Source organism: Kitasatospora sp. NPDC057500, from assembly GCF_042802195.1.
Classification (GTDB): Bacteria; Actinomycetota; Actinomycetes; order Streptomycetales; family Streptomycetaceae; genus Kitasatospora.
Genome location: NZ_JBHVER010000145.1, coordinates 1 through 21,489, shown reverse-complemented (window position 1 = coordinate 21,489; position 21,489 = coordinate 1). Strand labels below are relative to the sequence as shown.

The following is a 21,489-nucleotide window of genomic DNA, read 5'->3' as shown; positions in this document are numbered from 1 at the left end:
CCCCCGAGCCGATCGCTCGGGGGCGCCCCTCGTCGTTCACCGGGTGTCCGCTCAGTGGCGGCCGCGCCCGTTGCCGTTGCCGTTCCCGTTGCCGCCGTCACCGCCGCCGATGACGCCCGGCGGGAAGGTGAAGCCGCCGCCGATCACGCCGCCCGCGTTGGTGCCGGGCATGCCGGGGTTCGGCACGGGCGGCGGGTTGCCGCCAGCGTTCGGGTCGGCCGGGGGGGTGGCCGGCGGAGTGGCGTTCGGGTCGACCTTGGGGGCCGGGTCCGGGATGTCGATGGTCTGGAAGGTCTCCTTGGGCGCGCCCTTCAGCGCGCCGTCCATGGCCGTCTTCCAGATCGGGCCGGGGCCGCTGGCACCGTAGACGCCGTCGGCGCCGTAGTAGGTGTCGCCGATCTTCATGTTCTTCATCTCGACGCCGCCGGTCGGACCGCCGATCCAGACCGCGGTGGCGAGCTGCGGGGTGTAGCCGCTGAACCAGGCGGCCTTCTTCTTGTCGGTGGTACCGGTCTTGCCGGCGATCTGGCGGCCGTCCTCCAGGCCGAGGGTGGCGCCGGTGCCCTTCTCGGTCACGTTGAGCAGGACGGTGTTCATCGCGTCGGCGGTCTGCTCGGAGAAGGCCTGGGTGCAGCTGGTCTGCGGGACCTTGACGTCCGTGCCGTCGACCGTGGTGATCTTGTTGATCGCGATCGGCGTGCAGTGCTTGCCGCGGGCGGCGAAGGTCGCGTAGACGTTCGCCATGGTCAGCGGCGACATCTCCTTGGTGCCCAGGGTGATCGAGGGGACGACCTCGATCTTCTCGCCGGCGGCGGTGGTGGTGATGCCCAGCTTGTCGAGCATCTGCTTGACGGGGCAGAGCCCCATCTCCTGCTCCATCTGGACGAAGTAGGTGTTGACCGAGAGGGCCATCGCCTGCTTCAGCTCGTAGGGGCCGACCTCGCTCTTGCTCTCGTTCGGGACGTAGCGCTTGTCGCCCCGCTCGTTGTTCTTCCAGGTGCCTTCACAGGTCTTCATCGTCGGCCACTCGATGCGGTTCTCCGACGGGTACGACTTGGTGGGCGGCATGCCGTTCTCCAGCGCGGCCGCGGCGATGATCGGCTTGAACGTCGAACCGGGCTGGAAGCCGTTGCCGCCGCCCATCGCGGCGTCGACGTTGAGGTTGACGACGGTCTGGTTCTTCGCCGGCTCCAGGCCGTACGGGCGGGTCTGGGCCATCGCCAGGATCTTGCCGGTGCCCGGCTCCATCATGGTCGCGGCGGCCGAGACCGGGTCGGTGACCTTGACCTTGCTGGTGACCGCGTTCTGTGCGGCGGCCTGCTTGTCCGGGTCGAGCGTGGTGTAGATGTTCAGACCGCCCTGGTCCCAGAACTTCTTGCGCTCGGCGGCGTTCTTGCCGAACACCGGGTCCTGCTTGACCACGTGCCGGACGTAGTCGCAGAAGAACCCCATGCCCGCCTGGGCAGTGATGCAGCCGTTCTGCGGGTCCTTGTACTTCAGGCCCAGCGGGGCGGCCTTGGCCTCCTTGGCCTGGTCCGCGGTGATGTGCTTGTTCTCCAGCATCTTGTCGATCACGACGTTGCGCCGTTTCACCGCGTTGTCCGGGAAGCGCACCGGGTCGTACTGCGACGGGTTCTGCACCAGGCCGGCCAGGGTGGCGGCCTCGGCGACGGTGAGGTCCTTGTTGGTCTTGCTGAAGTAGCGCTGGGACGCGGCCTCGATCCCGTACGCCTGGTGGCCGTAGAAGGTGATGTTGAGGTAGTTGGTGAGGATCTGGTCCTTCGTCAGGTCCTCCTCCAGCTTGATCGCGACCTTCAGTTCCTGGATCTTGCGGCCCAGGGTCTTGCGCTGGGCCTCCAGGACGGCGGCCTGGTCGTCGCCGGCCTTCTCGACGTTGACGTTCTTCACGTACTGCTGGGTCAGCGTCGAGGCGCCCTGGGAGGCGGTGCCGCTCTCCGCGTTCTTGCTGATCGCGCGGAGCACGCCCTTGAGGTCGACGGCGCCGTGCTCGTAGAAGCGGGCGTCCTCGATGTCGACCTGGGCCTGCCGCATGTACGGCGACATCTGGTCGGCGGTGAGGACGGTGCGGTCGCGCTCGTAGACCTTGGCGATCAGCCCGCCCTTGGCGTCGAAGATCTGGGTCGCCTGGGTGAGCGGCGGGGTCTTGAAGTCGTCCGAGATGTTGGAGAAGCCCTCCGCCGTGTTCTTGGCGGTGAGGCCGAGCGCGCCGACGGCGGGCAGGGCCATGCCGGCCAGCAGGACGCCGGAGAGCACGCTGACCCCCAGGAACTTCACTCCGTGTCCCGCGTAGTCCAGCGGTGACCCGCGGCGCTTGCCGCGCGGAGCTCCGGTGTTGCCGGGGGGCGGGGATGCCTGGGGGAGCTTCGGTGCCATGAGGAGAACCCTACGTTGCCGAATGCCACACACCGGGGCAGGTGTTCGCCTACGCTTGTCACAAGCTTGCGACAGCTTCGCTGCGTCAGCATCGATCACTCTTGTGAGTGATGAGAATTGCCCGAATTGCCCGCCCCTGGTGTGCTTTTGAGGCAGCTGTCGCTGGCTGTACCCCTGTGTCCGGTAACAATGCGTGACGATCCGCGTGGCGAGAGTGGCGCCCGCGGTGCTGGCAAGGCTTGCGACCTGCGATCACTCCAACGAGTGAGCTGATCGCCACCCATAGTCCAATTGGGCCATTCGAGATTGAGCCCGAAGGGGCTGTTGCAAGCTGTCGTTCTTCCGTAACGTCCTCAACTGGCAACGGTGAATATGCCGTTGCCGCCGTGGGGGAGCCTCGATTCGGGAGAGGACGGCGCCGGCATGGGCTGGGTAGACGACTGGAGTGCGCAGGCCGCCTGCCGCACGAGTGATCCGGACGAACTGTTCGTCCAGGGGGCGGCGCAGAACCGCGCCAAGGCGGTGTGCAGCGGGTGCCCCGTGCGCACGGAGTGCCTGGCGGACGCACTGGACAACCGGGTGGAGTTCGGGGTCTGGGGCGGGATGACCGAGCGCGAGCGCCGGGCGCTGCTGCGCCGCCGGCCGACCGTGATCTCGTGGCGCCGGCTGCTGGAGACGGCGCGCACCGAGTACGAGGCCTCGCTGGCCACCGGCGTGATACTGACGGACTACGCCCAGGCGGGCTGAGCCCCCGGCGGCTTGAGCACCGACGCGGCTCGATCACCTCGCGGCCCGTGCTGCGACGGTCCGTCCGGGCTGGGGGGCCCGGGCGGACCGGTGGACCGGCTCAGCCGGTGGAGCCGCTGAGGCGTTCGCCGATCGCCCGCAGTCCGTCCAGGTCGTGGACGTCCCCGGGCAGCGCGGCGACCTCGACGATCGGCACGTCCGGGTAGACCGAGACGAAGCGGTCGCGGGTCCGCCGCTCGCGCACCATCACCTGCATCCGCTCGGCGTGCAGCCGCAGCAGTCCGGCCGCGAGCAGTTCGGCCTCCGGCGAGGTGTGCTCCGAACCGTTCTCCTCCAGCGCCTCCGCCGCCGCCAGCGCCCGTTCGGCGGTGAGCTGCGGCGCGCCCGTCCCGTGCACCCGGTTGAGCACCAGCCCGGCCAGCGGCATCCGGTCGGCGGCCAGCCGGTCCACGAAGTACGCCGCCTCGCGCAGCGCGTCCCGCTCCGGCGCGGCCACCACCAGGAAGGCCGTGCCCGGCGCCTGGAGCAGCTGGTACGTACGGTCCGCGCGCTCGCGGAAGCCGCCGAACATCGAGTCCATCGCGCTGACGAAGGTCTGCACGTCGGTCAGCAGCTGGGCGCCGAAGATCTTGCCGAGGGTGCCGGTGAGCAGGCCCATCCCGGCGTTCAGGAACTTCATCGCGGACCGGCCGCCGACCTTGGCCGGCGCGGTCAGGATCCGGATCACCTTGCCGTCGAGGAAGGAACCGAGCCGGTTCGGCGCGTCCAGGAAGTCCAGCGCGGAGCGCGACGGCGGGGTGTCGACGACGATGAGGTCCCACTCCTCGGCAGCCCGCAGCTGGCCGAGCTTCTCCATCGCCATGTACTCCTGGGTGCCCGCGAAGCCTGCCGACAGCGACTGGTAGAACGGGTTCTCCATGATCGCCCGGGCCCGCTCGGGTTCGGCGTGGGCCAGCACGACCTCGTCGAAGGTCCGCTTCATGTCGAGCATCATGGCCTGGAGCTCGCCGTCGCCGCTCACGCCCTTGACGATCCGCGGGGTGTTGTCGAGCTCGGTCAGGCCCATCGACTGCGCCAGCCGGCGGGCCGGGTCGATGGTCAGCACGACCACCTTGCGGCCCCGCTCGGCGGCCCGCAGGCCGATCGCCGCCGCGGTGGTGGTCTTGCCGACGCCGCCGGAGCCGCAGCAGACGATGATCCGGGTCTTCGGACTGTCGATCAGCTCGTCCACGGCGAGTCGGCTGCCGTCGCCGTCCACGCTCCTGCGCTCGCTCACGCTGCCCCCTGACGCTTCAGTTCGCCTGCCAGCCGGTAGAGCCCGCCGAGGTCCACACCCTCGCCCAGCAGCGGAAGTTCGTACGTCGGGAGCTTCAGCTGCTGCAGGTCGGCGCGCCGCGCGCGCTCCAGCTCCACCCGCTCGGCGTGCTCCCTGGCCTGTTCCAGTAGCGGGTCGATCAGCGGTTCGACCGCCGCCCGGACGGTCTCCGGCTTGCGCGAGCGCCCGCCGAGGCCGGCCTCGCCGAGGGCCAGCGCGACCTCCTCGCGGTGGTCGCCGTCCACCGCCGCCACCGCCGCCGCGTCCAGCACCGGCGGCCGGACCATGTTGACCAGCACCCCGCCCACCGGCAGCCCGGCCTCACGCAGCTCGGCGAAGCCGTCGACGGTCTCCTGGACCGGCATCTCCTCCAGCAGGGTGACCAGGTGCACGGCGGTCTCCGCCGACTTCAGCACCCGCATCACCGCCTGCGCCTGGCTGTGGATCGGGCCTATCCGGGCCAGTCCGGCCACCTCGGAGTTGACGTTCAGGAACCGGGTGATCCGCCCGGTCGGCGGCGCGTCCATCACCACCGCGTCGTACCGCCGCCGCCCGTCCGGGCCCTTGCGGCGGGCGGCCTCGCAGGCCTTGCCGGTCAGCAGGACGTCCCGGACGCCGGGGGCGATGGTGGTGGCGAAGTCGACGAAGCCGACCTTCTGCAGCGCCTTCCCGGCCCGGCCGAGCTTGTAGAACATGTCGAGGTACTCGAGCAGGGCCTGCTCGGTGTCGATGGCGAGCGCGTGCACCTCCCCGCCCCCGTTCGCGGAGCCGTCCTGGGCCGGCAGGCCCAGCTGGGCCGGGGTGACCGAGGCGATCCGGCGCTCCTCGTACGGCAGCGCCGCAATGCCGAACAGCTCGGCGATGCCCTGCCGGCCCTCCACCTCGATCAGCAGCGTCCGGTGCCCCTCCGCGGCGAGCGCCAGCGCCAGCGCCGCGGCCACCGTGGTCTTCCCGGTGCCGCCCTTGCCGCTGACCACGTGCAACCGCACGCCCTCCCAGTCGGGATCGCGCCGGGCCGCCTGGCCGGGGGTGCGTGCCACGCTCCGTCTCCGTCCGTCTCCGAGGGCCGGCACCACACGGGTGCCCTTCCGCGAGGGTAACCAGGGACCGCGCCGGATGCCGGGACTACCCCGGGGGCCGGACCTGAATCATGCCCGGTTTGTGGGCCACCTCACACGCCGGAGCGCGCCCGGGCGCGGACCGTGCCGGTCCGCCGGGACGGAGCGTCTAGAGTCTGGCCATGACCAAGTGGGAATACATGACGGCACCCCTGCTCGTGCACGCCACGAAGCAGATCCTGGACAACTTCGGCGAGGACGGCTGGGAGCTGGTCCAGGTCGTACCGGGCCCGAACCCGGAGCAGCTGGTGGCCTACTTCAAGCGGGAGAAGCAGGCATGAGCAAGGTCGAGGAGAAGCTCGCCGAGCTGGGCCTGACCCTTCCGCCGGTGGCCGCCCCGGTCGCCGCCTACGTGCCCGCGCTGCGCACCGGTGAGTTCGTCTTCACCTCCGGCCAGCTGCCGATGGTGGCCGGCAAGCTGCCGAACACCGGCAAGGTCGGCGCCGAGGTCACCCCGGAGGAGGCCAAGGAGCTCGCGCGGATCTGCGCGCTGAACGCGCTGGCCGCCGTCAAGTCGGTGATCGGCGACCTCGACCTGGTCGAGCAGGTCGTCAAGGTGGTCGGCTTCGTCGCCTCCGCCCCCGACTTCACCGGCCAGCCCGGTGTGATCAACGGCACCAGCGAGCTGCTCGGCCAGGTCCTCGGCGACGCCGGTGTGCACGCCCGCAGCGCGGTCGGCGTCACCGTGCTTCCGCTGGACGCCCCGGTCGAGGTCGAGCTGCAGGTCCGCGTCCGCGCCGGAGCCTGAGCCGCACCCGGACGCGCGCGCCCGCCGGGGGCGGGGCCGGACAAGGGATCACCCCTGTCCAACCCCGCCCCCGGGCGCTTAGCATCCGGGCATGGACCAGCGAGCAACGACGCTCCCGATGCCGCCCGGCTGGCCCGCCCGGATCAGGGCGGCCGACGCCGGCGAGCTGACCCCGTCCGTGCCGAAGCCGTCCGCCACCGTGGTGCTGCTCCGGGACCCGGGCGCGGGCGTCGACCCGGTCGCGGGCACGGGCGTGGGCGTCGACCCGGGCACGGGCGCGGACACGGCCGTCGGCCCCGAGGCGTACCTGCTGCGCCGCCGCACCTCGATGGCGTTCGCCGCCGGCATGTACGCCTACCCGGGCGGCGGGGTGGACCGCCGGGACGCCGAGGCCGAACTCGGCTGGGCCGGCCCCGGTCCGCGCGCCTGGGCCGAGCGGCTCGGGGTGGACCCCGCGACCGCGCAGGCGGTGGTCTGCGCCGCGGTCCGCGAGACCTTCGAGGAGGCCGGGGTACTGCTGGCCGGCCCCGACGCCGGCAGCGTCGCCGAGCCCCGCGACTGGAGCGCCGAGCGCGCCGCGCTGGAGGCCCACGAGCTCTCCTTCGCCGACTTCCTGCGCGACCACGGCCTGCTGCTGCGCAGCGACCTGCTGGCCGGCTGGGCGCGCTGGATCACCCCGGCGTTCGAGGAACGCCGCTACGACACCTGGTTCTTCGTGGCCGCCCTGCCGCCCGGGCAGGACGCCGCCCGCGAGGTCGGCGAGGCCGACCGGGTCGCCTGGCTCACCCCGGCCGAGGCCGTGCGCGGCTACGAGGAGGGCCGGTACGGCATGCTGCCGCCGACCGTCACCGTGCTGCGCGAGCTGCTGCCGGTGCGCAGCGCCGCCGAGGCGCTGGCCGCGGCGGCCGGGCGCTCACTGGAGCCGGTACTCGGCCGCGCCGAGGTGCGCGGCGAGCGGCTGACCGTGCGCTGGCCGGGGTACGACGAACTGACCATCGACGGCAGCTTCCCCGAGGGGCGCACCGGCTGACGCCGCGCTCCTGATCCCGTCCCCTGACGACCGCCCCCTGACCCTGCCCCTCCCATCCTGTCCCCTTCATACGGAAAGGACCGACGCCCGATGACCCACAACGACGTGGCTCGCCGGACGGCACCCGAGATGCCCGCCCGCAGCCTGACCCCGCGCACCCCGGCCTGTGACAGCGGCCAGGTCCGCTTCACCGAGGTGGCCCAGCGCGCCCTCGTCCGGACGCTGCCCCTGCGCCTGCTGCATCGCGACGGCGAGGGCGGCCGGTGAGCGGACTCCTGCCCGGTGACCCCGCCGCCGCGATCGGCGGCGAGGCCACCGCCCGTGCGCTCTGCGTGCTGGCGCCGAACCCGTCCCCGATGACGCTCGACGGCACCAACACCTGGCTGCTCGCCGAGCCGGGCTCGGACCTCGCGGTGGTGATCGACCCGGGCCCGCTGCACGAGGGCCACCTGCGCCGGGTGATCGAGACCGCCGAGCAGCGGGGGCAGCGGGTGGCGCTCACCCTGCTGACCCACGGGCACGCCGACCACTCCGAGGGCGCGGCCCGGTTCGCGGAGCTGACCGGGACCGAGGTCCGCGCGCTGGACCCGGCGCACCGGCTCGGCTCCGAGGGCCTCACCCACGGCGAGCGCCTGGACGTCGGCGGCCTCGACCTGCGGGTCGTCGCCACGCCCGGACACACCTCGGACTCGTTGACCTTCCACCTGCCGGCCGACGGCGCGGTCCTCACCGGGGACACCGTGCTCGGCCGCGGCACCACGATGGTCGCCCACCCGGACGGCCGGCTCGGCGACTACCTGGACTCGCTGCGCCACCTGCACACCATGGCCGCCGAGCACGGGGTGCGCACGGTGCTGCCCGGCCACGGGCCGGTGCTCGCGGACGCGCTCGGCGCGGTGGACTACTACCTGGCGCACCGGGCGGCCAGGCTGGCCCAGGTCGAGACGGCGGTCGAGGCCGGCTGCCGGACGGCCGCCGAGGTGGTGGCCCGGGTCTACGCGGACGTGGACCGCTCGCTGTGGCCGGCCGCCGAACTGTCGGTCCGCGCGCAGCTGCGGTACCTCCGGGACCACGGACTGATCCCGGACTGATCCCGGACTGACGCCCGCACAGGTGAAGGGCCCGTACGCCGGAGCGTACGGGCCCTTCCCGTGGTGCGGTGCGCGGTTACCGGGACCGGCGGGAGAGCCGCTCGACGTCCAGCAGGACGACCGCGCGGGCCTCCAGCTTCAGCCAGCCGCGGCCGGCGAAGTCGGCGAGCGCCTTGTTGACCGTCTCGCGGGAGGCGCCGACCAGCTGGGCCAGCTCCTCCTGGGTGAGGTCGTGGGCGACGTGGATGCCTTCCTCGGACTGCACGCCGAAGCGGCGGGAGAGGTCCAGCAGGGCCTTGGCGACGCGCCCGGGCACGTCGGAGAAGACCAGGTCGGACATCACGTCGTTGGTCCGGCGCAGGCGGCGGGCGATCGCGCGCAGCAGTGCGATCGAGACCTCGGGGCGGGCGTGCAGCCAGGGCTGGAGGTCGCCGTGGCCGAGGCCGAGCAGCTTGACCTCGGTCAGCGCGCTCGCGGTGGCGGTGCGCGGACCCGGGTCGAACAGCGAGAGTTCGCCGATCATCTCGCTGGGGCCGAGGACGGCGAGCATGTTCTCGCGGCCGTCCGGCGAGGCGCGGTGCAGCTTGACCTTGCCCTCGGCGACGACGTACAGGCGGTCGCCCGGGTCGCCCTCGTGGAACAGCGACTCGCCGCGGGCGAGCGTCACCTCGGTCATGGAAGCGCGCAGCTCGCCGGCCTGTTCGTCGTCGAGTGCCGCGAAGAGTGCGGCGCGCCGCAGAACGTCGTCCACGTGCTTCCTCCTTCTCGGCCGGCCGGCCGTCAAGCCCTCCGGCACAAGTTCGTACAGTGCTCTGCATCACCAAGCATGGCGCATGTCGCTCCGATCATATGAGGAGGGGGTGTGCGGAGGTGTGCTGCGCGGGGCCATTCGTACCGCCGGGTTCGTCCCGGGAACGGGCCGAACCGGCAGGTCAGCCGGTGGGTCGGGCCGGGCGGTTCGGTCAGGGATGATCGGCCCGGGGTGGAGTTCGTGTCGGATCCGATCCGGTTCGGTCGGGATCGGTCTCGATCGGTCGCTGGAGGACCGGCCGGGCAGGCCGGGCGGGCCGGGGCGGGTCAGGAGGGGACAGGTCGGCGCAGGAGGGGACAGGTCAGCGCAGGCCGGGGTCGAGCAGGGCGTCGGCGAGGGCCGTCCGGGCGTGCAGCACGGCGTGACCGGCGCGGTGCGCGCTCGTCAGCCCGGCCGCGCGCAGCGCGGTGAGGTGCTGGGAGGCGCCGGCGGCGGAGAGCCCGGTGCGCCGCGCCAGTTCGGTGGTGGAGGCCGGTGCGTCGAGCTCGGCGAGCAGTCGGGCCCGGGAGCGGCCGAGGACGGCGGCGAGCGCCTCCGGTGCGTCGGCGGCCGGGCGGGGCTCCCAGAGGGTGGCGATCCCGCGCGCCGGATAGGCGAGCTGCGGCGGGTCCGGCGGCAGCGCGCGGGTCAGCACCCGGGGCCAGGCGAACACCGAGGGCACCAGCACCAGGCCGGCCCCGGCGTCCAGCCGTTCGACCGCGCAGTGCCGCTGCTCCAGCCGCAGCGCCCCGTGCCCGCGGCCGTCCCAGCGGACCGTCCCGTGCAGGTCGTCGAGCACCCGGGCGGTGCCGTGCCCGACCGCCTGACGGGCCCGGTGCAGTACGTCGGCGTCGAGCAGGGCGCGGATCCTGGCCCAGTACGGCGCCAGCGCGAGCTCCCAGTACGCCTCGATGTCGGCCGCGAGCCGGGGCAGCCGGGCGGCCGGGTCGCGGTGGAGCGGTTCGAGCTCGACGGGCAGCCGGCCGCCCCGCTCGGCGGCCAGCAGGGCGAGGTCGGCGCGGACCGGTTCAGGGGAGGTCGCGGTGATGACGGCCAGCTCGTCGGCGAGCGCGGGCGCGGCGGTGGAGGGGACGGGGTTGAGGAAGTCCGGCAGGTGACCGGCGGGCGGGACCATCGCGGCCAGCCGCCGGACGGCGGGCCCGGCGGCGGCCAGCCGGGGGCGGACCTGCGCGGCCCAGTGCCGGTGCGGCGCGGGGACGACCGGCTGGGCGAGCATCCGGAGGCTGGTCACCACCTCCCACATCGGGGAGACGGCGAACCTGGTGCGTGCCAGGTCGTCGGCCGACAGCGCCAGCTCGGTCCGCATCGGTGCCCCACCCCCGCTCTTCGATTCGGCTCCAGCTTAATCATTGGAGCCGGGACGCCCGCCGCGCGCAGGATGCCGTCGCCGCACCATCCACGCCGATTCCCGAAGGCCGGTGACCCCGCATGACCACGTCCGCCCCGCTCCCGCCCGCCGCCGCTCTCCGCGCCAAGGCCGAACGCCTGCGGGCGCTGGTCGCCGACGGCGTGCTCGTGCTGCCGAACGCCTGGGACGCCGGCAGCGCCGCCGTGATCGCCGCCGCGGGCGCCGCCGCGATCGCCACCACCAGCGGCGGCGTCTCCTGGTCACTGGGCCGGGGCGACGGCCAGTGCCTCGACCGGGCGAGCGCCGTGGAGGCCGCCCGCCGGGTGGCGGCGGCCGTGGACCTGCCGGTCACCGTGGACGCCGAGGGCGGCTACGGGCCCGCGCCCGCCGATGTCGCCGGGACCGTCCGGGCGCTGGTCGGGGCGGGCGCGGCCGGCGTCAACCTGGAGGACTCGGCGGCGGTCGGCGGCCCGCTGTTCGCGGTGGACGAGCAGGCCGTCCGGCTGCGCGCGGCCCGGACGGCGGCGGAGGCGGCGGGCCTGCCGGAGCTGTTGGTCAACGCCCGCACGGACGTCTTCCTGTTCGGTCTCGGCGGGCTCGACGACGTGCTGGTCCGGGCCGAGGCGTACGTGGCGGCGGGCGCCGACGGCCTCTTCGTGCCGGGTCTGCTGGACCTCGACGCGCTGGCCGCGCTCTGCGCGCGCTCGCCGCTGCCGGTCAACGCGATGGCGGTGGCCGGCGGTCCGTCCGTCGCCGAACTCGCCGCCGCCGGGGTGCGCCGGATCAGCGCGGGTACGGCGGTGGCGCAGCTCGCCTACACCGCCGCCCGCCGGGCCGCCGCGGAACTGCTCGGCCCCGGAACCCTGACGGCGCCCGCCGGTGCGCTGGGCTTCGGCGACGTCGACGCGCTGTTCCGGGGCTGACGGGGGCGGTGACCGACCGGGCCCGCGTCAGGCCTCCTGGGGCGCGGGCAGCTCGGCGAGCGCCGTGGGCCGCCCGGCGCCCGGCGCCCGGGTCCGGCAGGCCGAGCAGTCGCCGCATCGCCCGCCGGGTGCGGTCGGCGGCGCCCCGGTCGCCGTACCGCTGGGCGACCGGAACCCTGGCGCCGATCGCCGAGGAGGCCTGCCGCCGGGCCGGCCTCACCCCCGCCGACCTGGGCGCGGTGGTGACCCACCAGGCCAACCTGCGGATCATCGAGGCCCTGGCCGAGCGCCTCGGCGCCACCGGCGCGGTGGTGGCCCGAGACGTCGTCGAGTCCGGCAACACCTCGGCCGCCTCCGTCCCGCTCGCCCTCGCCGAACTGGTCGAACGCGGCGAGGTGCCCAGCGGCGCCCCCGCCCTGCTGCTCGGCTTCGGCGGCGGACTCTCCTGGGCCGGGCCGGTCGTCACCTGCCCCTGACACGTGCCCGTCGGCGCGTGGCCGCCGTGTGGCCGCCGCGTGGCCGGTGGAGGGGCGGCGGGCCTGGCCGATCCGCCGCAGGAGCACGGCCGTCCGGCGTAGCCTTCACGCATGGCAGAGAGCAAGGTCCGGAAGACCGCGTCCGCAGGGAAGCCGGCGGGCAGGGCGGCCGTGGTGCGCAAGCCGGAGTCGCGACTGGCGATGGTGCGGCGGGCCCGGAGGATCAACCGCGAGCTGGCGGAGCTGTACCCGTACGCGCATCCGGAGCTGGACTTCGAGAACCCCTTCCAGCTGCTGGTGGCCACCGTGCTGTCGGCGCAGACCACCGATCTGCGGGTGAACCAGACGACGCCGGCGCTGTTCGCGAAGTACCCGTCGCCGGAGGACATGGCGGCGGCGGACCCGGCGGAGCTGGAGGAGATCATCCGGCCGACCGGCTTCTTCCGGAACAAGGCGAAGTCGCTGATCGGCCTGTCGATCGCGCTGCGCGACGAGTTCGACGGGGAGGTCCCCGGCCGGCTCGTCGACCTGGTCACCCTGCCCGGCGTCGGCCGCAAGACCGCCAACGTCGTCCTCGGCAACGCCTTCGGGGTCCCCGGGATCACCGTGGACACCCACTTCGGGCGGCTGGCCCGCCGGTTCGGGTGGACCGCCGAGGACGACCCGGTGAAGGTCGAGGCGGCGGTCGCGGAGATCTTCCCGAAGTCCGAGTGGACGATGCTCTCGCACCGGGTGGTCTTCCACGGCCGACGCATCTGCCACTCCCAGAAGCCGGCCTGCGGGGCCTGCCCGATCGCACCGCTCTGCCCCTCCTACGGGGAGGGCGAGACCGACCCGGAGAAGGCGGCGAAGTTGCTGAAGTACGAGCTGGGCGGCCACCCGGGCCAGCGGCTGCGGCCGCCCGCCGACTTCCCGGGCGAGGCCGGTGCCCGCGCGGACGCCGCCGCGCACCAGGGCCAGGTCGCCGACCTGGCGGTGTCCGAATGAGCGGGCGGGGGGAACGCTCCGCGGAGCCGCTGGGGGAGTCGCAGGTCGGGCGGGGGACCGAGCGGCGGGTCGAGCGGGACGGGCTGCCGACCTGGCTGGAGCCGGTCCGGGAGGCCGCGGAGCGGGTGCTGCCCGAGCAACTGAGCCGCTTCCTGCCGCCCGCCGAGGGCGGCCGGGCGGCGGCCGTGCTGATGCTGTTCGGCGAGGCCGAGTCCGGGCCCGACCTGCTGCTCATCGAACGGGCCCGCTCGCTGCGCTCGCACGCCGGGCAGCCGTCCTTCCCGGGCGGTGCGCTGGACCCGGAGGACGGCGACCCGGCGGGGCCCGGGCCGGTGGCGGCGGCGCTGCGCGAGGCCTGGGAGGAGACCGGCCTGGAGCCGGACGGGGTGCAGGTCTTCGCCACCCTGCCCGCGCTGTACATCCCGGTCAGCCGGTTCGTGGTGACCCCGGTGCTCGGCTGGTGGCGCGAGGAGTCGCCGGTCCGCCCGGTGGACCTGGGGGAGACCGGCGCGGTGTTCCGGGTGCCGATCGCGGAGCTGACCGACCCCGACAACCGGGCCCGGCTGCGGCACCCGTCCGGACACCTCGGCCCGGCCTTCGCGGTCGGCGGGCGGCTGGTCTGGGGCTTCACCGCCGGGGTGATCGACCGGGTGCTGCACCACAGCGGCCTGGAGCGGCCGTGGGACGCGGACCGGATCGTCGACCTCTCGGACGAGGCGCTGGAGCTGGTGCAGGGCGATCTGGAGCGGTCCCGGGCGCTGCTCGGCCGCGACGCCGGGGCGCTGTGAACCACCGGGCGGCGGGCGGGGCCGGGCGCTGCGGGGTCGCGGCGGCGGGCGGGGCCGGAACCTGCGGGGCCGCGGCGGCGGGCGGGGCCGGCCTTCGCGGGGTCCCGGCCGGATTCGGCGTTCGTTCCCCCGGTCGGGTGGTCCGTCGTGGGAGGGTGTCCGGGTGAACGTCCTGGATGTGCTGTTGATCGCCGCCGCCATCGGCTTCGCCGTCTCGGGCTACCGGCAGGGCTTCGTGGTCGGCGTGCTGTCGGTCCTCGGCTTCCTGGGCGGCGGTCTGCTGGCCGTCCAACTGCTGCCGCTGCTGCTCGACCACCTCAGCCCCGGGACGACCGCCTCGGTGATCGCCGTGGTGGTGGTGATCGTGCTGGCGGCGACCGGCCAGGCGATCACCACGCACTTCGGCTGGAAGCTGCGCGGTCACATCGACCGCCGCCCGGCCCGGGCCCTGGACGCGGCGGGCGGCGCCGTGGTCAACGTGATCTCGATGCTGCTGGTGGCCTGGCTGATCGGCTCGGCGCTCGCCGGGACGTCCCTGCCGACCGTCTCCAAGCAGGTCCGCACCTCGGCCGTGCTGGGCGGTGTCCAGGACGCGCTGCCCTCCGACGCGCCCAACTGGTTCTCGGACTTCTCCAAGGTGCTCGCCCGCAACGGCTTCCCGCAGGTGTTCAACCCCTTCGAGCACGAGCCGATCACCCAGGTCGACTCACCCGACCCGGCACTGGCCGCCAGCCCGGCGGTGGCGAAGGCGCGGCAGAGCCTGGTCAAGGTGGTCGGCACCGCCACCGCCTGCGGCAAGACGCTGGAGGGCAGCGGCTTCGTCTACGCCCCGCACCGGGTGATGACCAACGCCCACGTGGTCGGCGGCGTCGACGAGCCGACCGTGCAGGTCGGCGGCGTCGGGCCGCTGTACGACGCGACCGTGGTCAGCTACGACTGGCAGCGCGACATCGCCGTCCTCGACGTGCCCAAGCTGAACGCGCCGCCGCTCACCTTCGCGGGGGAGGCGAAGACCAACGACAGCGCGATCGTCGCGGGCTTCCCCGAGAACGGCGCCTTCAACGTCCAGCCGGCCCGCATCCGCGGCCGGATCCAGGCGAACGGTCCGGACATCTACCATCGCGGCCAGGTCGTCCGGGACGTCTACTCGGTGCGCTCGCTGGTCCGCCAGGGCAACAGCGGCGGTCCGCTGCTCACCCCGGACGGCCAGGTGTACGGGATGGTGTTCGCCAAGTCGCTGGACAGCGCGGACACCGGGTACGTGCTGACTGCCGCCGAGGTGCGGCAGGACGCCGAGCAGGGCAGTACGGCGACGGGCCGGGTGGACACCCAGGGCTGCGCGCTCTGACCTCGTCCGGGCGGTCGGTCGGGCGGTCGGTGGCCGGTGGTCGGCGGCCTGCCGCCGCTGGTCGCCGGTCAGTGGTCGCCGGTCAGTGGTCGCCGGGCGCCGGGCGGCTGCCGGTCGGGGTCGGCCGGCAGCCGGGTGAGGAGGGTGGAGGAGGGTGGGAACCGGGCGGAGCCGGGGTCGGTCAGGTGTCGCGGCGGAGCCGGGCGCCCACCCAGCGGGCGCGGCGGCCGAGGATGCGCGGGATGCCGAGTTGCCGCTGCGCGGTGCGCGGGTGGCCGCCGCCCGCGCCTTCGAAACCGGCGTCGTAGCCGGTGTCGTAGCCGCCGTCGCGACCGCCGTCGTGGCTGCGGTCGTACCCGTGGTCGTAACCGTGGTCGTCCGCCCACTCGGGGCGGTGGGCGGCGGAACGCTGCGGGCTGTTGCTGTGCTGTCGGCCGCGCGGGGCGCCGCCGCGATCGGGCATCCAGGTCATACCGCAATGGATGCCCCTGGGCCGACGGGGGTAACCGCCCGGTGGGCCACCAACGTGGCCTATGCGTTTGTCATATGAACGTCATATCAAGGGAGTTGGGACCTTCGACCCCGTTCGCCCATCCGGGCGCCGGGACCCTCGGCCCCGTGCCCTCTTTCCGGGGGAGGCCATTGGTCCTTCAGTCCTTGTGCCGGCCGATCCAGTCCAGCAGCTCGGCGGTGAACTGCTCCGGCGCCTCCTCGTGCGGGAAGTGCCCGACCCCCGGCAGCAGCCGCCAGCGGTACGGCGCCGCGACGTACTCGCCGCCGCCCAGCGCGGTGTGCGACAGCAGCACCGGGTCCGCCGCGCCCTGGACGTGCAGGGTGGGGGCGGTGATCGGCTTCTTCATCCGGCGGGCGAACTGGATGCCGTCCGGCCGGGCCATCGAGCGCAGCAGCCAGCGGTACGGCTCGATCGAGCAGTGCGCGGTGCTGGGGATCTGGATCGCCTGCCGGTACGCGGCCACCGCCGCGCGGTCCAGCTGGTTGCGGCCGGTCCAGGCGTCCAGGTAGCGGCCGACCAGCGCGGCGTCGTCGGCGACCAGGCGGCGCTCCGGTATCCACGGACGCTGGAAGCCCAGCACGTGCTCGAAGGCGGCCATCTGCTTGCGGTCGGTGAGCAGTGCCCGGCGGAGGTCGCGGGGGTGCGCGGCCGAGACCACGGTGAGGCTCTGGATCACCGACGGCCGCATCACGGCCGCCACCCAGGCCAGCGTGCCGCCGGAGGCATGGCCGACCAGGTGCGCCCGGTCCTCGCCGAGCGAGCGGATCACCCCGGTGATGTCCAGCGCGAGGTTGCCGGGGTCGTAACCGCGCGGAGTGCGGTCGCTGCCGCCGATGCCGCGCAGGTCCACGGCGACGGCCCGGTAGCCGGCGGCGGCCAGCGCGGTCAGCTGGTGGCGCCAGGCCCACCAGTACTCGGGCCAGCCGTGCACCAGCAGGACCAGCGGGCCCTCGCCGAGTTCGGCGATGTGGAACCGCGCGCCGTTGGCGGCGAGGTCGCGGTGGATCCACGGCCCGGCCTGCCGGACGTCCCAGGCGGCCGGGGGGGTGTCCTGGGCGTCGCCGGGGGTGTTGAGGCCGGAGCTGGCGGACGGCTGCGCGGGCACGGGCTTCTGGTCGAGCGACATACCGAGAGCGTGTCACATCCGCGCGCCGGACACGCGCCCGGCACTCGCACTCGGGCCCCTCCGGCCCGCCGCGCACCGGGCGCACGTCCCCGCGAAGACCCCGGCGCGTGCCTGGCGCGTTCCCGGCGCGCCCCTGGCGTGCGAGGGCGCCTGCGGGGCGGGAGGTCTGCGGGGCCGGAAGACCTTCAGGGTGGGAAGGCCTTCGGGGCGGGCGGGCTTACGGGATGCGGCCCAGGGCGCGGTCGATCTCCTCCTTGGTGGCGGGACGCGGCCGCGCGTTCTTCAGCACGTCGGCGGTCTTCTGCGCACCCTCGATGGTCCGGACCGGCTTCTCGATCTTCTTGAACGAACGCAGCGCCAGCAGGCCCAGCAGCACGGCCAGCAGCAGGTATGCGCCGGCCACGATCAGGAACGACCAGCCGAGCGACAGGCCCAGCGCGTGGATGCCGAACGCCGCGGCCGCGCTCAGCATCGGGACGGCGGCCAGCGCGACCACGCCGGCGACGCCCAGCGAGACGCCGCCGGAGACGCCGCGCTTGACGTCGGCGCGGATCTCGGCCTTGGCGAGCGCGATCTCGTCGTGGACCAGGGCGGACAGGTCGGCGGTGGCCGCGGCGAACAGCTGCCCCACCGAACGCTCGCCCTCGTAGGGCGCCCGGCCGTTGCTGGACGGGTCTGCGGCTCCTGCGGGCATCAGCGGTTCTCCTCTTCCGGTGGACTGTCGACAGTTCAGAATCATGCCCCTACCGGACGAGCGGACACCACTCCGGGGCCCCGCCGGAGGGACGTGTTCCGACGTGCGGGCCGCTCAGCGGGCTCCGGTGCGGCGTTCAGTGGGCTTCGTCGCGGCCTTCGTCGCGGTGTTCGACGGCCGGGCGTGTCGGGCCCGGGTCGGTGTGCTGGGCCTCGGTGGGGCGCGTGTCGGTGTGCTGCGCCCCGGTGTGCTGCGCCTGTGCGGCCGTGCGGGCCTGCCAGGCGGGGTCGTCGAGCTGGTAGACGTCCGGGATGCCGTCACCGTCGAGGTCGCGGTCCTCCTCCTCGCACAGCGCGCGGTAGTGCCGGTTGCGCAGCTTCAGCAGCACGGTGGCGGACAGCGCGCAGATCAGCGAGCCCACCAGGACGGCGGCCTTGGCCCGGTCGGCGAGCGCCGGGTCGTCCGGGAAGGCCAGCTCGCTGATCAGCAGCGAGACGGTGAAGCCGATGCCGGCCAGCACCGAGACGGCGAACATGTCGGCCCATTTGAGCTGCGGGTTCAACTCGGCGCGGGTGAAGCGGGCGGTCAGCCAGGTGCCGCCGAAGACGCCGACGGACTTGCCGACCACCAGGCCGAGCACGATGCCGAAGGGGGCGGACTGGGTGAACACCTCGCGCAGCGCCGAGCCGGAGATCCCCACCCCGGCCGCGAACAGGGCGAAGACCGGCACGGCGAGCCCGGCCGAGATCGGCCGGACCAGGTGCTCGATGTGCTCGCCGGGGGAGTGCTTCTCGTCGCCCTCCCGGTGGCAGCGGAGCATCAGGCCCATCGCGACGCCCGCCACCGTGGCGTGCACGCCGCTCTCGTGCATCAGCGCCCAGTTCACGAAGGCGAGCGGGACGAACAGGTACCAGCCGTGCACCCCGCGCCGGTGCAGGAACCAGAACAGCACGAGCCCGGCGAAGGCCAGACCGAGCGCCCAGAACTTGATGCCGGAGCTGTAGAAGACCGCGATGATCAGGATCGCGATCAGGTCGTCCACCACCGCGAGGGTGAGCAGGAAGGCGCGCAGCGCGGAGGGCAGGTGGCTGCCGACCACGGCGAGTACGCCGAGCGCGAAGGCGATGTCGGTGGCGGTGGGGACGGCCCATCCGCTGGGGTGTCCGCCGGGACCGACGTTGACGACGGTGTACAGCACGGCGGGGAGCACGACTCCGCAGACGGCGGCGATGACGGGCAGCATCGCCGCGCGGGGGTTGCGCAGCTCTCCCGCCACGAACTCGCGCTTGAGCTCGATGCCGGCCACGAAGAAGAAGATCGTCAGCAGCCCGTCCTTGGCCCAGGTGCCCAGGGTGAGGTCCAGGTGGAGCGGGGCGGAGGGGCCGACGGTGTGGTTCAGGACGGACTGGTAGGCGTCCGGCCAGACGTTGGCCCAGACGAGCGCGACGACGGCCGCGACGAGCAGCAGGACGCCGCCGACGGTCTCGGTCCGCAGGGCGTCCGCGAGGTAGCTCCGCTCGGGGAGGGGCAGCCTGCCGAGGAACTGGCGGCGCTGGGGCGTCGGCGTCGGGGTCGGCTCGTGAACGGGCGGCTGGCTGGCCACGCGCGGCCTCCTGGGGGCGAGGGGACGGTGTGTGGATGCACCTGTGGTGCACCGCCGACCAGACTTCCCGGCTCGCCCTGTGACGCGGATCTTGATGCGTCTTTGACATTGTAGCGTGGCGACAAGGCGATATCCGGATCGTCCTCTTAAAGGACTTAGCCGCCCGCGGCCCGTTGTGCACGGCGACCGGGTGCGCCGGGGTGTGCCCGGAGCGGGCGCGCGGTGGTCCGGACACGGCGGTGCCCCGGGCGGTCACGACCACCCGGGGCACCGTCACGCACGTCTTCCGCTGTGGGTCAGCTCTCGCTGCCCGCCGCCGGAAGCTGGGCCTGGATGAGGTTCATCACCGTGGAGTCGGCCAGGGTGGTGGTGTCACCGACCTCGCGGCCCTCGGCGATGTCGCGCAGCAGGCGGCGCATGATCTTGCCGGAGCGGGTCTTCGGCAGCTCGCCGACCACCTTGATCTGCTTCGGCTTGGCGATCGGGCCGAGCGTGCGGCCGACGTGCGCCCGCAGCTCCTCGACCAGCTCGGGGCTGTCGGTGGCGCTGCCGCGCAGGATCACGAAGGCGACGATCGCCTGGCCGGTGGTGGCGTCGGTGGCGCCGACGACGGCCGACTCGGCCACCGACGGGTGCCCGACCAGGGCCGACTCGACCTCGGTGGTCGAGATGTTGTGGCCGGAGACCAGCATGACGTCGTCGACCCGGCCGAGCAGCCAGATGTCGCCGTCCTCGTCCTTCTTGGCGCCGTCACCGGCGAAGTAGCGGCCCTCGAAGCGCGACCAGTAGGTGTCGATGTAGCGCTGGTCGTCGCCCCAGATGGTGCGCAGCATGGACGGCCACGGCTCGGTGAGCACCAGGTAGCCGCCGGAGCCGTTGGGGACCTCGACGGCGTTGTCGTCGACCACGGTGGCCGCGATGCCCGGCAGCGCGCGCTGGGCGGAGCCCGGCTTGGTCTCGGTGGCGCCCGGCAGCGGGCTGATCATGATCGCGCCGGTCTCGGTCTGCCACCAGGTGTCCACGATCGGGGCCTTGCCGGCGCCGATGTGCTCGCGGTACCAGATCCACGCCTCGGGGTTGATCGGCTCGCCGACGCTGCCCAGCACCCGCAGCGAGGACAGGTCGAACTTCGCGGGGATGTCGTCGCCCCACTTCATGAAGGTCCGGATCGCGGTCGGCGCGGTGTAGAGGATGGTCACGCCGTACTTCTGGACGATCTCCCAGAACCGGCCCTGGTGCGGGGTGTCCGGGGTGCCCTCGTAGATGACCTGGGTGGCGCCGTTGGAGAGCGGGCCGTAGACGATGTAGGAGTGGCCGGTGACCCAGCCGATGTCGGCGGTGCACCAGTAGACGTCGGTCTCCGGCTTGAGGTCGAAGACGGCGTGGTGGGTGTAGCTGGCCTGGGTGAGGTAGCCGCCCGAGGTGTGCAGGATGCCCTTGGGCTTCCCGGTGGTGCCCGAGGTGTAGAGGATGAAGAGCGGGTGCTCGGCGTCGTGCGCCTCGGGGGTGTGCTCGGTGGACTGGCGCGCGGTGGCCTCGTGCCACCAGACGTCGCGGCCCTCGGTCCAGGCGATCTCCTGGCCGGTGCGGCGCACGACCAGGACGTGCTCGACGCCCTCGACCTTGGTCAGCGCCTCGTCGATGGCCGGCTTGAGCGCGGACGGCTTGCCGCGGCGGTAGCCGCCGTCGGCGGTGATGACCAGCTTGGCCTGGGCGTCCTGGATGCGGGAGGCCACGGCGTCGGCGGAGAAGCCGCCGAAGACCACCGAGTGGGTGGCGCCGATCCGGGCGCAGGCGAGGATCGCGACGACCGCCTCGGCGATCATCGGCAGGTAGATCGCGACCCGGTCGCCCTTGGCGACACCGAGCTCCAGCAGCGCGTTGGCGGCCTGCGAGACCTCGTCCTTGAGCTGGGCGTAGGTGATCGAGCGGCCGTCGCCGGGCTCGCCCTCGAAGTGGATGGCGACCCGGTCGCCGTTGCCGGCCTCGACGTGCCGGTCGACGCAGTTGTAGGCCACGTTGAGCTTGCCGTCGGCGAACCACTTGGCGAACGGCGGGTTGGACCAGTCGAGGGTCTGGGTGGGCTCGACGGCCCAGGTGAGGCGGCGGGCCTGCTCGGCCCAGAAGCCGAGGCGGTCCTCGGAGGCCTGAGCGTACGCGGCCGCGGTGACGTTGGCGGCTGCGGCGAGCTCTGCCGGCGGGGCGAAGCGCCGCTCCTCCTTGAGCAGGTTGGCCAGGCTCTCGTTGCTCAACGCGCACTCCTCATGAGTCATGATCGGGGTCGTTTCCCGTGCGTGGGGATTGTCCCGTGTGTCCCAGCGCACAGCTCACCAGGCGAAGAGGTCAGTTGACAAGAGGCTCCGGGTAATTGGTGTAGACCTTTGATCGGGCGTCGAACGGTCGCCCGAGGTCGCCGGAGCTCCGGGGG

The 21,489-nt window shown here is 73.4% G+C and carries 20 protein-coding genes and 1 pseudogene; 11 read left to right on the top strand and 10 right to left on the bottom strand.

Annotated elements, in window-relative coordinates:
* Window positions 1-51: 51 nt before the first annotated feature.
* On the bottom strand, window positions 52-2,394 hold the full coding sequence (locus tag ACFU74_RS26160) for a transglycosylase domain-containing protein (RefSeq protein WP_380760927.1): 2,343 nt from the start codon (window positions 2,392-2,394) through the stop codon (window positions 52-54).
* A gap of 423 nt (window positions 2,395-2,817) precedes the next feature.
* Between ACFU74_RS26160 and ACFU74_RS26155 the strand changes: the two genes are divergently transcribed.
* Window positions 2,818-3,141: a WhiB family transcriptional regulator gene (locus tag ACFU74_RS26155; RefSeq protein ID WP_344338874.1), complete on the top strand. Its 324-nt coding sequence runs from the start codon at window positions 2,818-2,820 to the stop codon at window positions 3,139-3,141.
* 100 nt (window positions 3,142-3,241) lie between these two features.
* On the opposite strand, the gene ACFU74_RS26150 is transcribed toward ACFU74_RS26155, so the two are convergent.
* Together ACFU74_RS26150 and ACFU74_RS26145 are read right to left on the bottom strand one after the other, a co-directional pair.
* Window positions 3,242-4,417, bottom strand: coding sequence for an ArsA family ATPase (locus ACFU74_RS26150; RefSeq protein ID WP_380760925.1), 1,176 nt, complete (start codon window positions 4,415-4,417; stop codon window positions 3,242-3,244).
* On the bottom strand, window positions 4,414-5,496 hold the full coding sequence (locus ACFU74_RS26145) for an ArsA-related P-loop ATPase (protein ID WP_380760923.1): 1,083 nt from the start codon (window positions 5,494-5,496) through the stop codon (window positions 4,414-4,416). Before ACFU74_RS26145 ends, ACFU74_RS26150 begins: the two co-directional genes overlap by 4 nt.
* A 200-nt stretch (window positions 5,497-5,696) precedes the next feature.
* Between ACFU74_RS26145 and ACFU74_RS26140 the strand changes: the two genes are divergently transcribed.
* The 5 genes from ACFU74_RS26140 to ACFU74_RS26120 all read left to right on the top strand — a co-directional run bounded on the left by ACFU74_RS26140 (window position 5,697) and on the right by ACFU74_RS26120 (window position 8,443).
* Complete coding sequence (locus ACFU74_RS26140; RefSeq protein WP_350541473.1) at window positions 5,697-5,855, top strand: DUF4177 domain-containing protein; 159 nt, start codon at window positions 5,697-5,699, stop codon at window positions 5,853-5,855.
* Window positions 5,852-6,322, top strand: coding sequence for a RidA family protein (locus ACFU74_RS26135; RefSeq protein ID WP_380760921.1), 471 nt, complete (start codon window positions 5,852-5,854; stop codon window positions 6,320-6,322). Before ACFU74_RS26140 ends, ACFU74_RS26135 begins: the two co-directional genes overlap by 4 nt.
* A 91-nt stretch (window positions 6,323-6,413) precedes the next feature.
* Window positions 6,414-7,352, top strand: a complete 939-nt coding sequence (locus ACFU74_RS26130) for an NUDIX hydrolase (RefSeq protein WP_380760920.1) — start codon at window positions 6,414-6,416, stop codon at window positions 7,350-7,352.
* 90 nt (window positions 7,353-7,442) lie between these two features.
* Window positions 7,443-7,619 carry a hypothetical protein gene (locus tag ACFU74_RS26125; RefSeq protein ID WP_380760919.1) on the top strand — a complete coding sequence of 59 codons (177 nt, stop codon included), beginning with the start codon at window positions 7,443-7,445 and terminating at the stop codon, window positions 7,617-7,619.
* Window positions 7,616-8,443 (top strand): MBL fold metallo-hydrolase, encoded by an 828-nt coding sequence (locus ACFU74_RS26120; protein WP_380760917.1) that lies wholly within the window; start codon window positions 7,616-7,618, stop codon window positions 8,441-8,443. The genes ACFU74_RS26125 and ACFU74_RS26120 overlap by 4 nt, the downstream gene beginning before the upstream one ends.
* Before the next feature lie 76 nt (window positions 8,444-8,519).
* Here the strand turns inward: ACFU74_RS26120 and ACFU74_RS26115 are convergent, their stop codons facing one another.
* Together ACFU74_RS26115 and ACFU74_RS26110 are read right to left on the bottom strand one after the other, a co-directional pair.
* Window positions 8,520-9,194, bottom strand: coding sequence for a Crp/Fnr family transcriptional regulator (locus ACFU74_RS26115; protein WP_030288117.1), 675 nt, complete (start codon window positions 9,192-9,194; stop codon window positions 8,520-8,522).
* 361 nt (window positions 9,195-9,555) lie between these two features.
* Complete coding sequence (locus tag ACFU74_RS26110; RefSeq protein WP_380760915.1) at window positions 9,556-10,560, bottom strand: DUF5937 family protein; 1,005 nt, start codon at window positions 10,558-10,560, stop codon at window positions 9,556-9,558.
* Window positions 10,561-10,682: 122 nt separating this feature from the next.
* Between ACFU74_RS26110 and ACFU74_RS26105 the strand changes: the two genes are divergently transcribed.
* From ACFU74_RS26105 to ACFU74_RS26085, 5 genes and pseudogenes are all read left to right on the top strand, one after another.
* The gene (locus ACFU74_RS26105; RefSeq protein ID WP_380760913.1) at window positions 10,683-11,525 is read left to right on the top strand and encodes an isocitrate lyase/phosphoenolpyruvate mutase family protein; all 843 of its coding nucleotides are present in this window, start codon (window positions 10,683-10,685) and stop codon (window positions 11,523-11,525) included.
* Between the two features lie 149 nt (window positions 11,526-11,674).
* A pseudogene (locus tag ACFU74_RS26100) lies at window positions 11,675-12,001 on the top strand (3-oxoacyl-[acyl-carrier-protein] synthase III C-terminal domain-containing protein); the annotation flags it as partial.
* 111 nt (window positions 12,002-12,112) lie between these two features.
* A complete protein-coding gene (gene nth / locus ACFU74_RS26095) occupies window positions 12,113-12,988 on the top strand; it encodes an endonuclease III (RefSeq protein ID WP_380760911.1) in 876 nt (291 codons plus the stop codon).
* On the top strand, window positions 12,985-13,776 hold the full coding sequence (locus ACFU74_RS26090) for an NUDIX hydrolase (protein WP_380760909.1): 792 nt from the start codon (window positions 12,985-12,987) through the stop codon (window positions 13,774-13,776). The genes nth and ACFU74_RS26090 overlap by 4 nt, the downstream gene beginning before the upstream one ends.
* Window positions 13,777-13,939: 163 nt before the next feature.
* Window positions 13,940-15,124 (top strand): MarP family serine protease, encoded by a 1,185-nt coding sequence (locus ACFU74_RS26085; protein WP_380760906.1) that lies wholly within the window; start codon window positions 13,940-13,942, stop codon window positions 15,122-15,124.
* A 181-nt stretch (window positions 15,125-15,305) separates the two neighbouring features.
* On the opposite strand, the gene ACFU74_RS26080 is transcribed toward ACFU74_RS26085, so the two are convergent.
* From ACFU74_RS26080 to acs, 5 genes are all read right to left on the bottom strand, one after another.
* Window positions 15,306-15,596 carry a hypothetical protein gene (locus ACFU74_RS26080; protein ID WP_380760904.1) on the bottom strand — a complete coding sequence of 97 codons (291 nt, stop codon included), beginning with the start codon at window positions 15,594-15,596 and terminating at the stop codon, window positions 15,306-15,308.
* 178 nt (window positions 15,597-15,774) lie between these two features.
* On the bottom strand, window positions 15,775-16,764 hold the full coding sequence (locus ACFU74_RS26075) for an alpha/beta fold hydrolase (RefSeq protein WP_380760902.1): 990 nt from the start codon (window positions 16,762-16,764) through the stop codon (window positions 15,775-15,777).
* Window positions 16,765-16,981: 217 nt separating this feature from the next.
* Window positions 16,982-17,458 (bottom strand): phage holin family protein, encoded by a 477-nt coding sequence (locus ACFU74_RS26070; protein WP_350558600.1) that lies wholly within the window; start codon window positions 17,456-17,458, stop codon window positions 16,982-16,984.
* A 136-nt stretch (window positions 17,459-17,594) separates the two neighbouring features.
* Complete coding sequence (gene nhaA / locus ACFU74_RS26065) at window positions 17,595-19,061, bottom strand: Na+/H+ antiporter NhaA (protein ID WP_380760900.1); 1,467 nt, start codon at window positions 19,059-19,061, stop codon at window positions 17,595-17,597.
* Window positions 19,062-19,357: 296 nt separating this feature from the next.
* Window positions 19,358-21,334 carry an acetate--CoA ligase gene (gene acs / locus ACFU74_RS26060; protein WP_380760898.1) on the bottom strand — a complete coding sequence of 659 codons (1,977 nt, stop codon included), beginning with the start codon at window positions 21,332-21,334 and terminating at the stop codon, window positions 19,358-19,360.
* Between the last annotated feature and the right edge of the window lie 155 nt (window positions 21,335-21,489).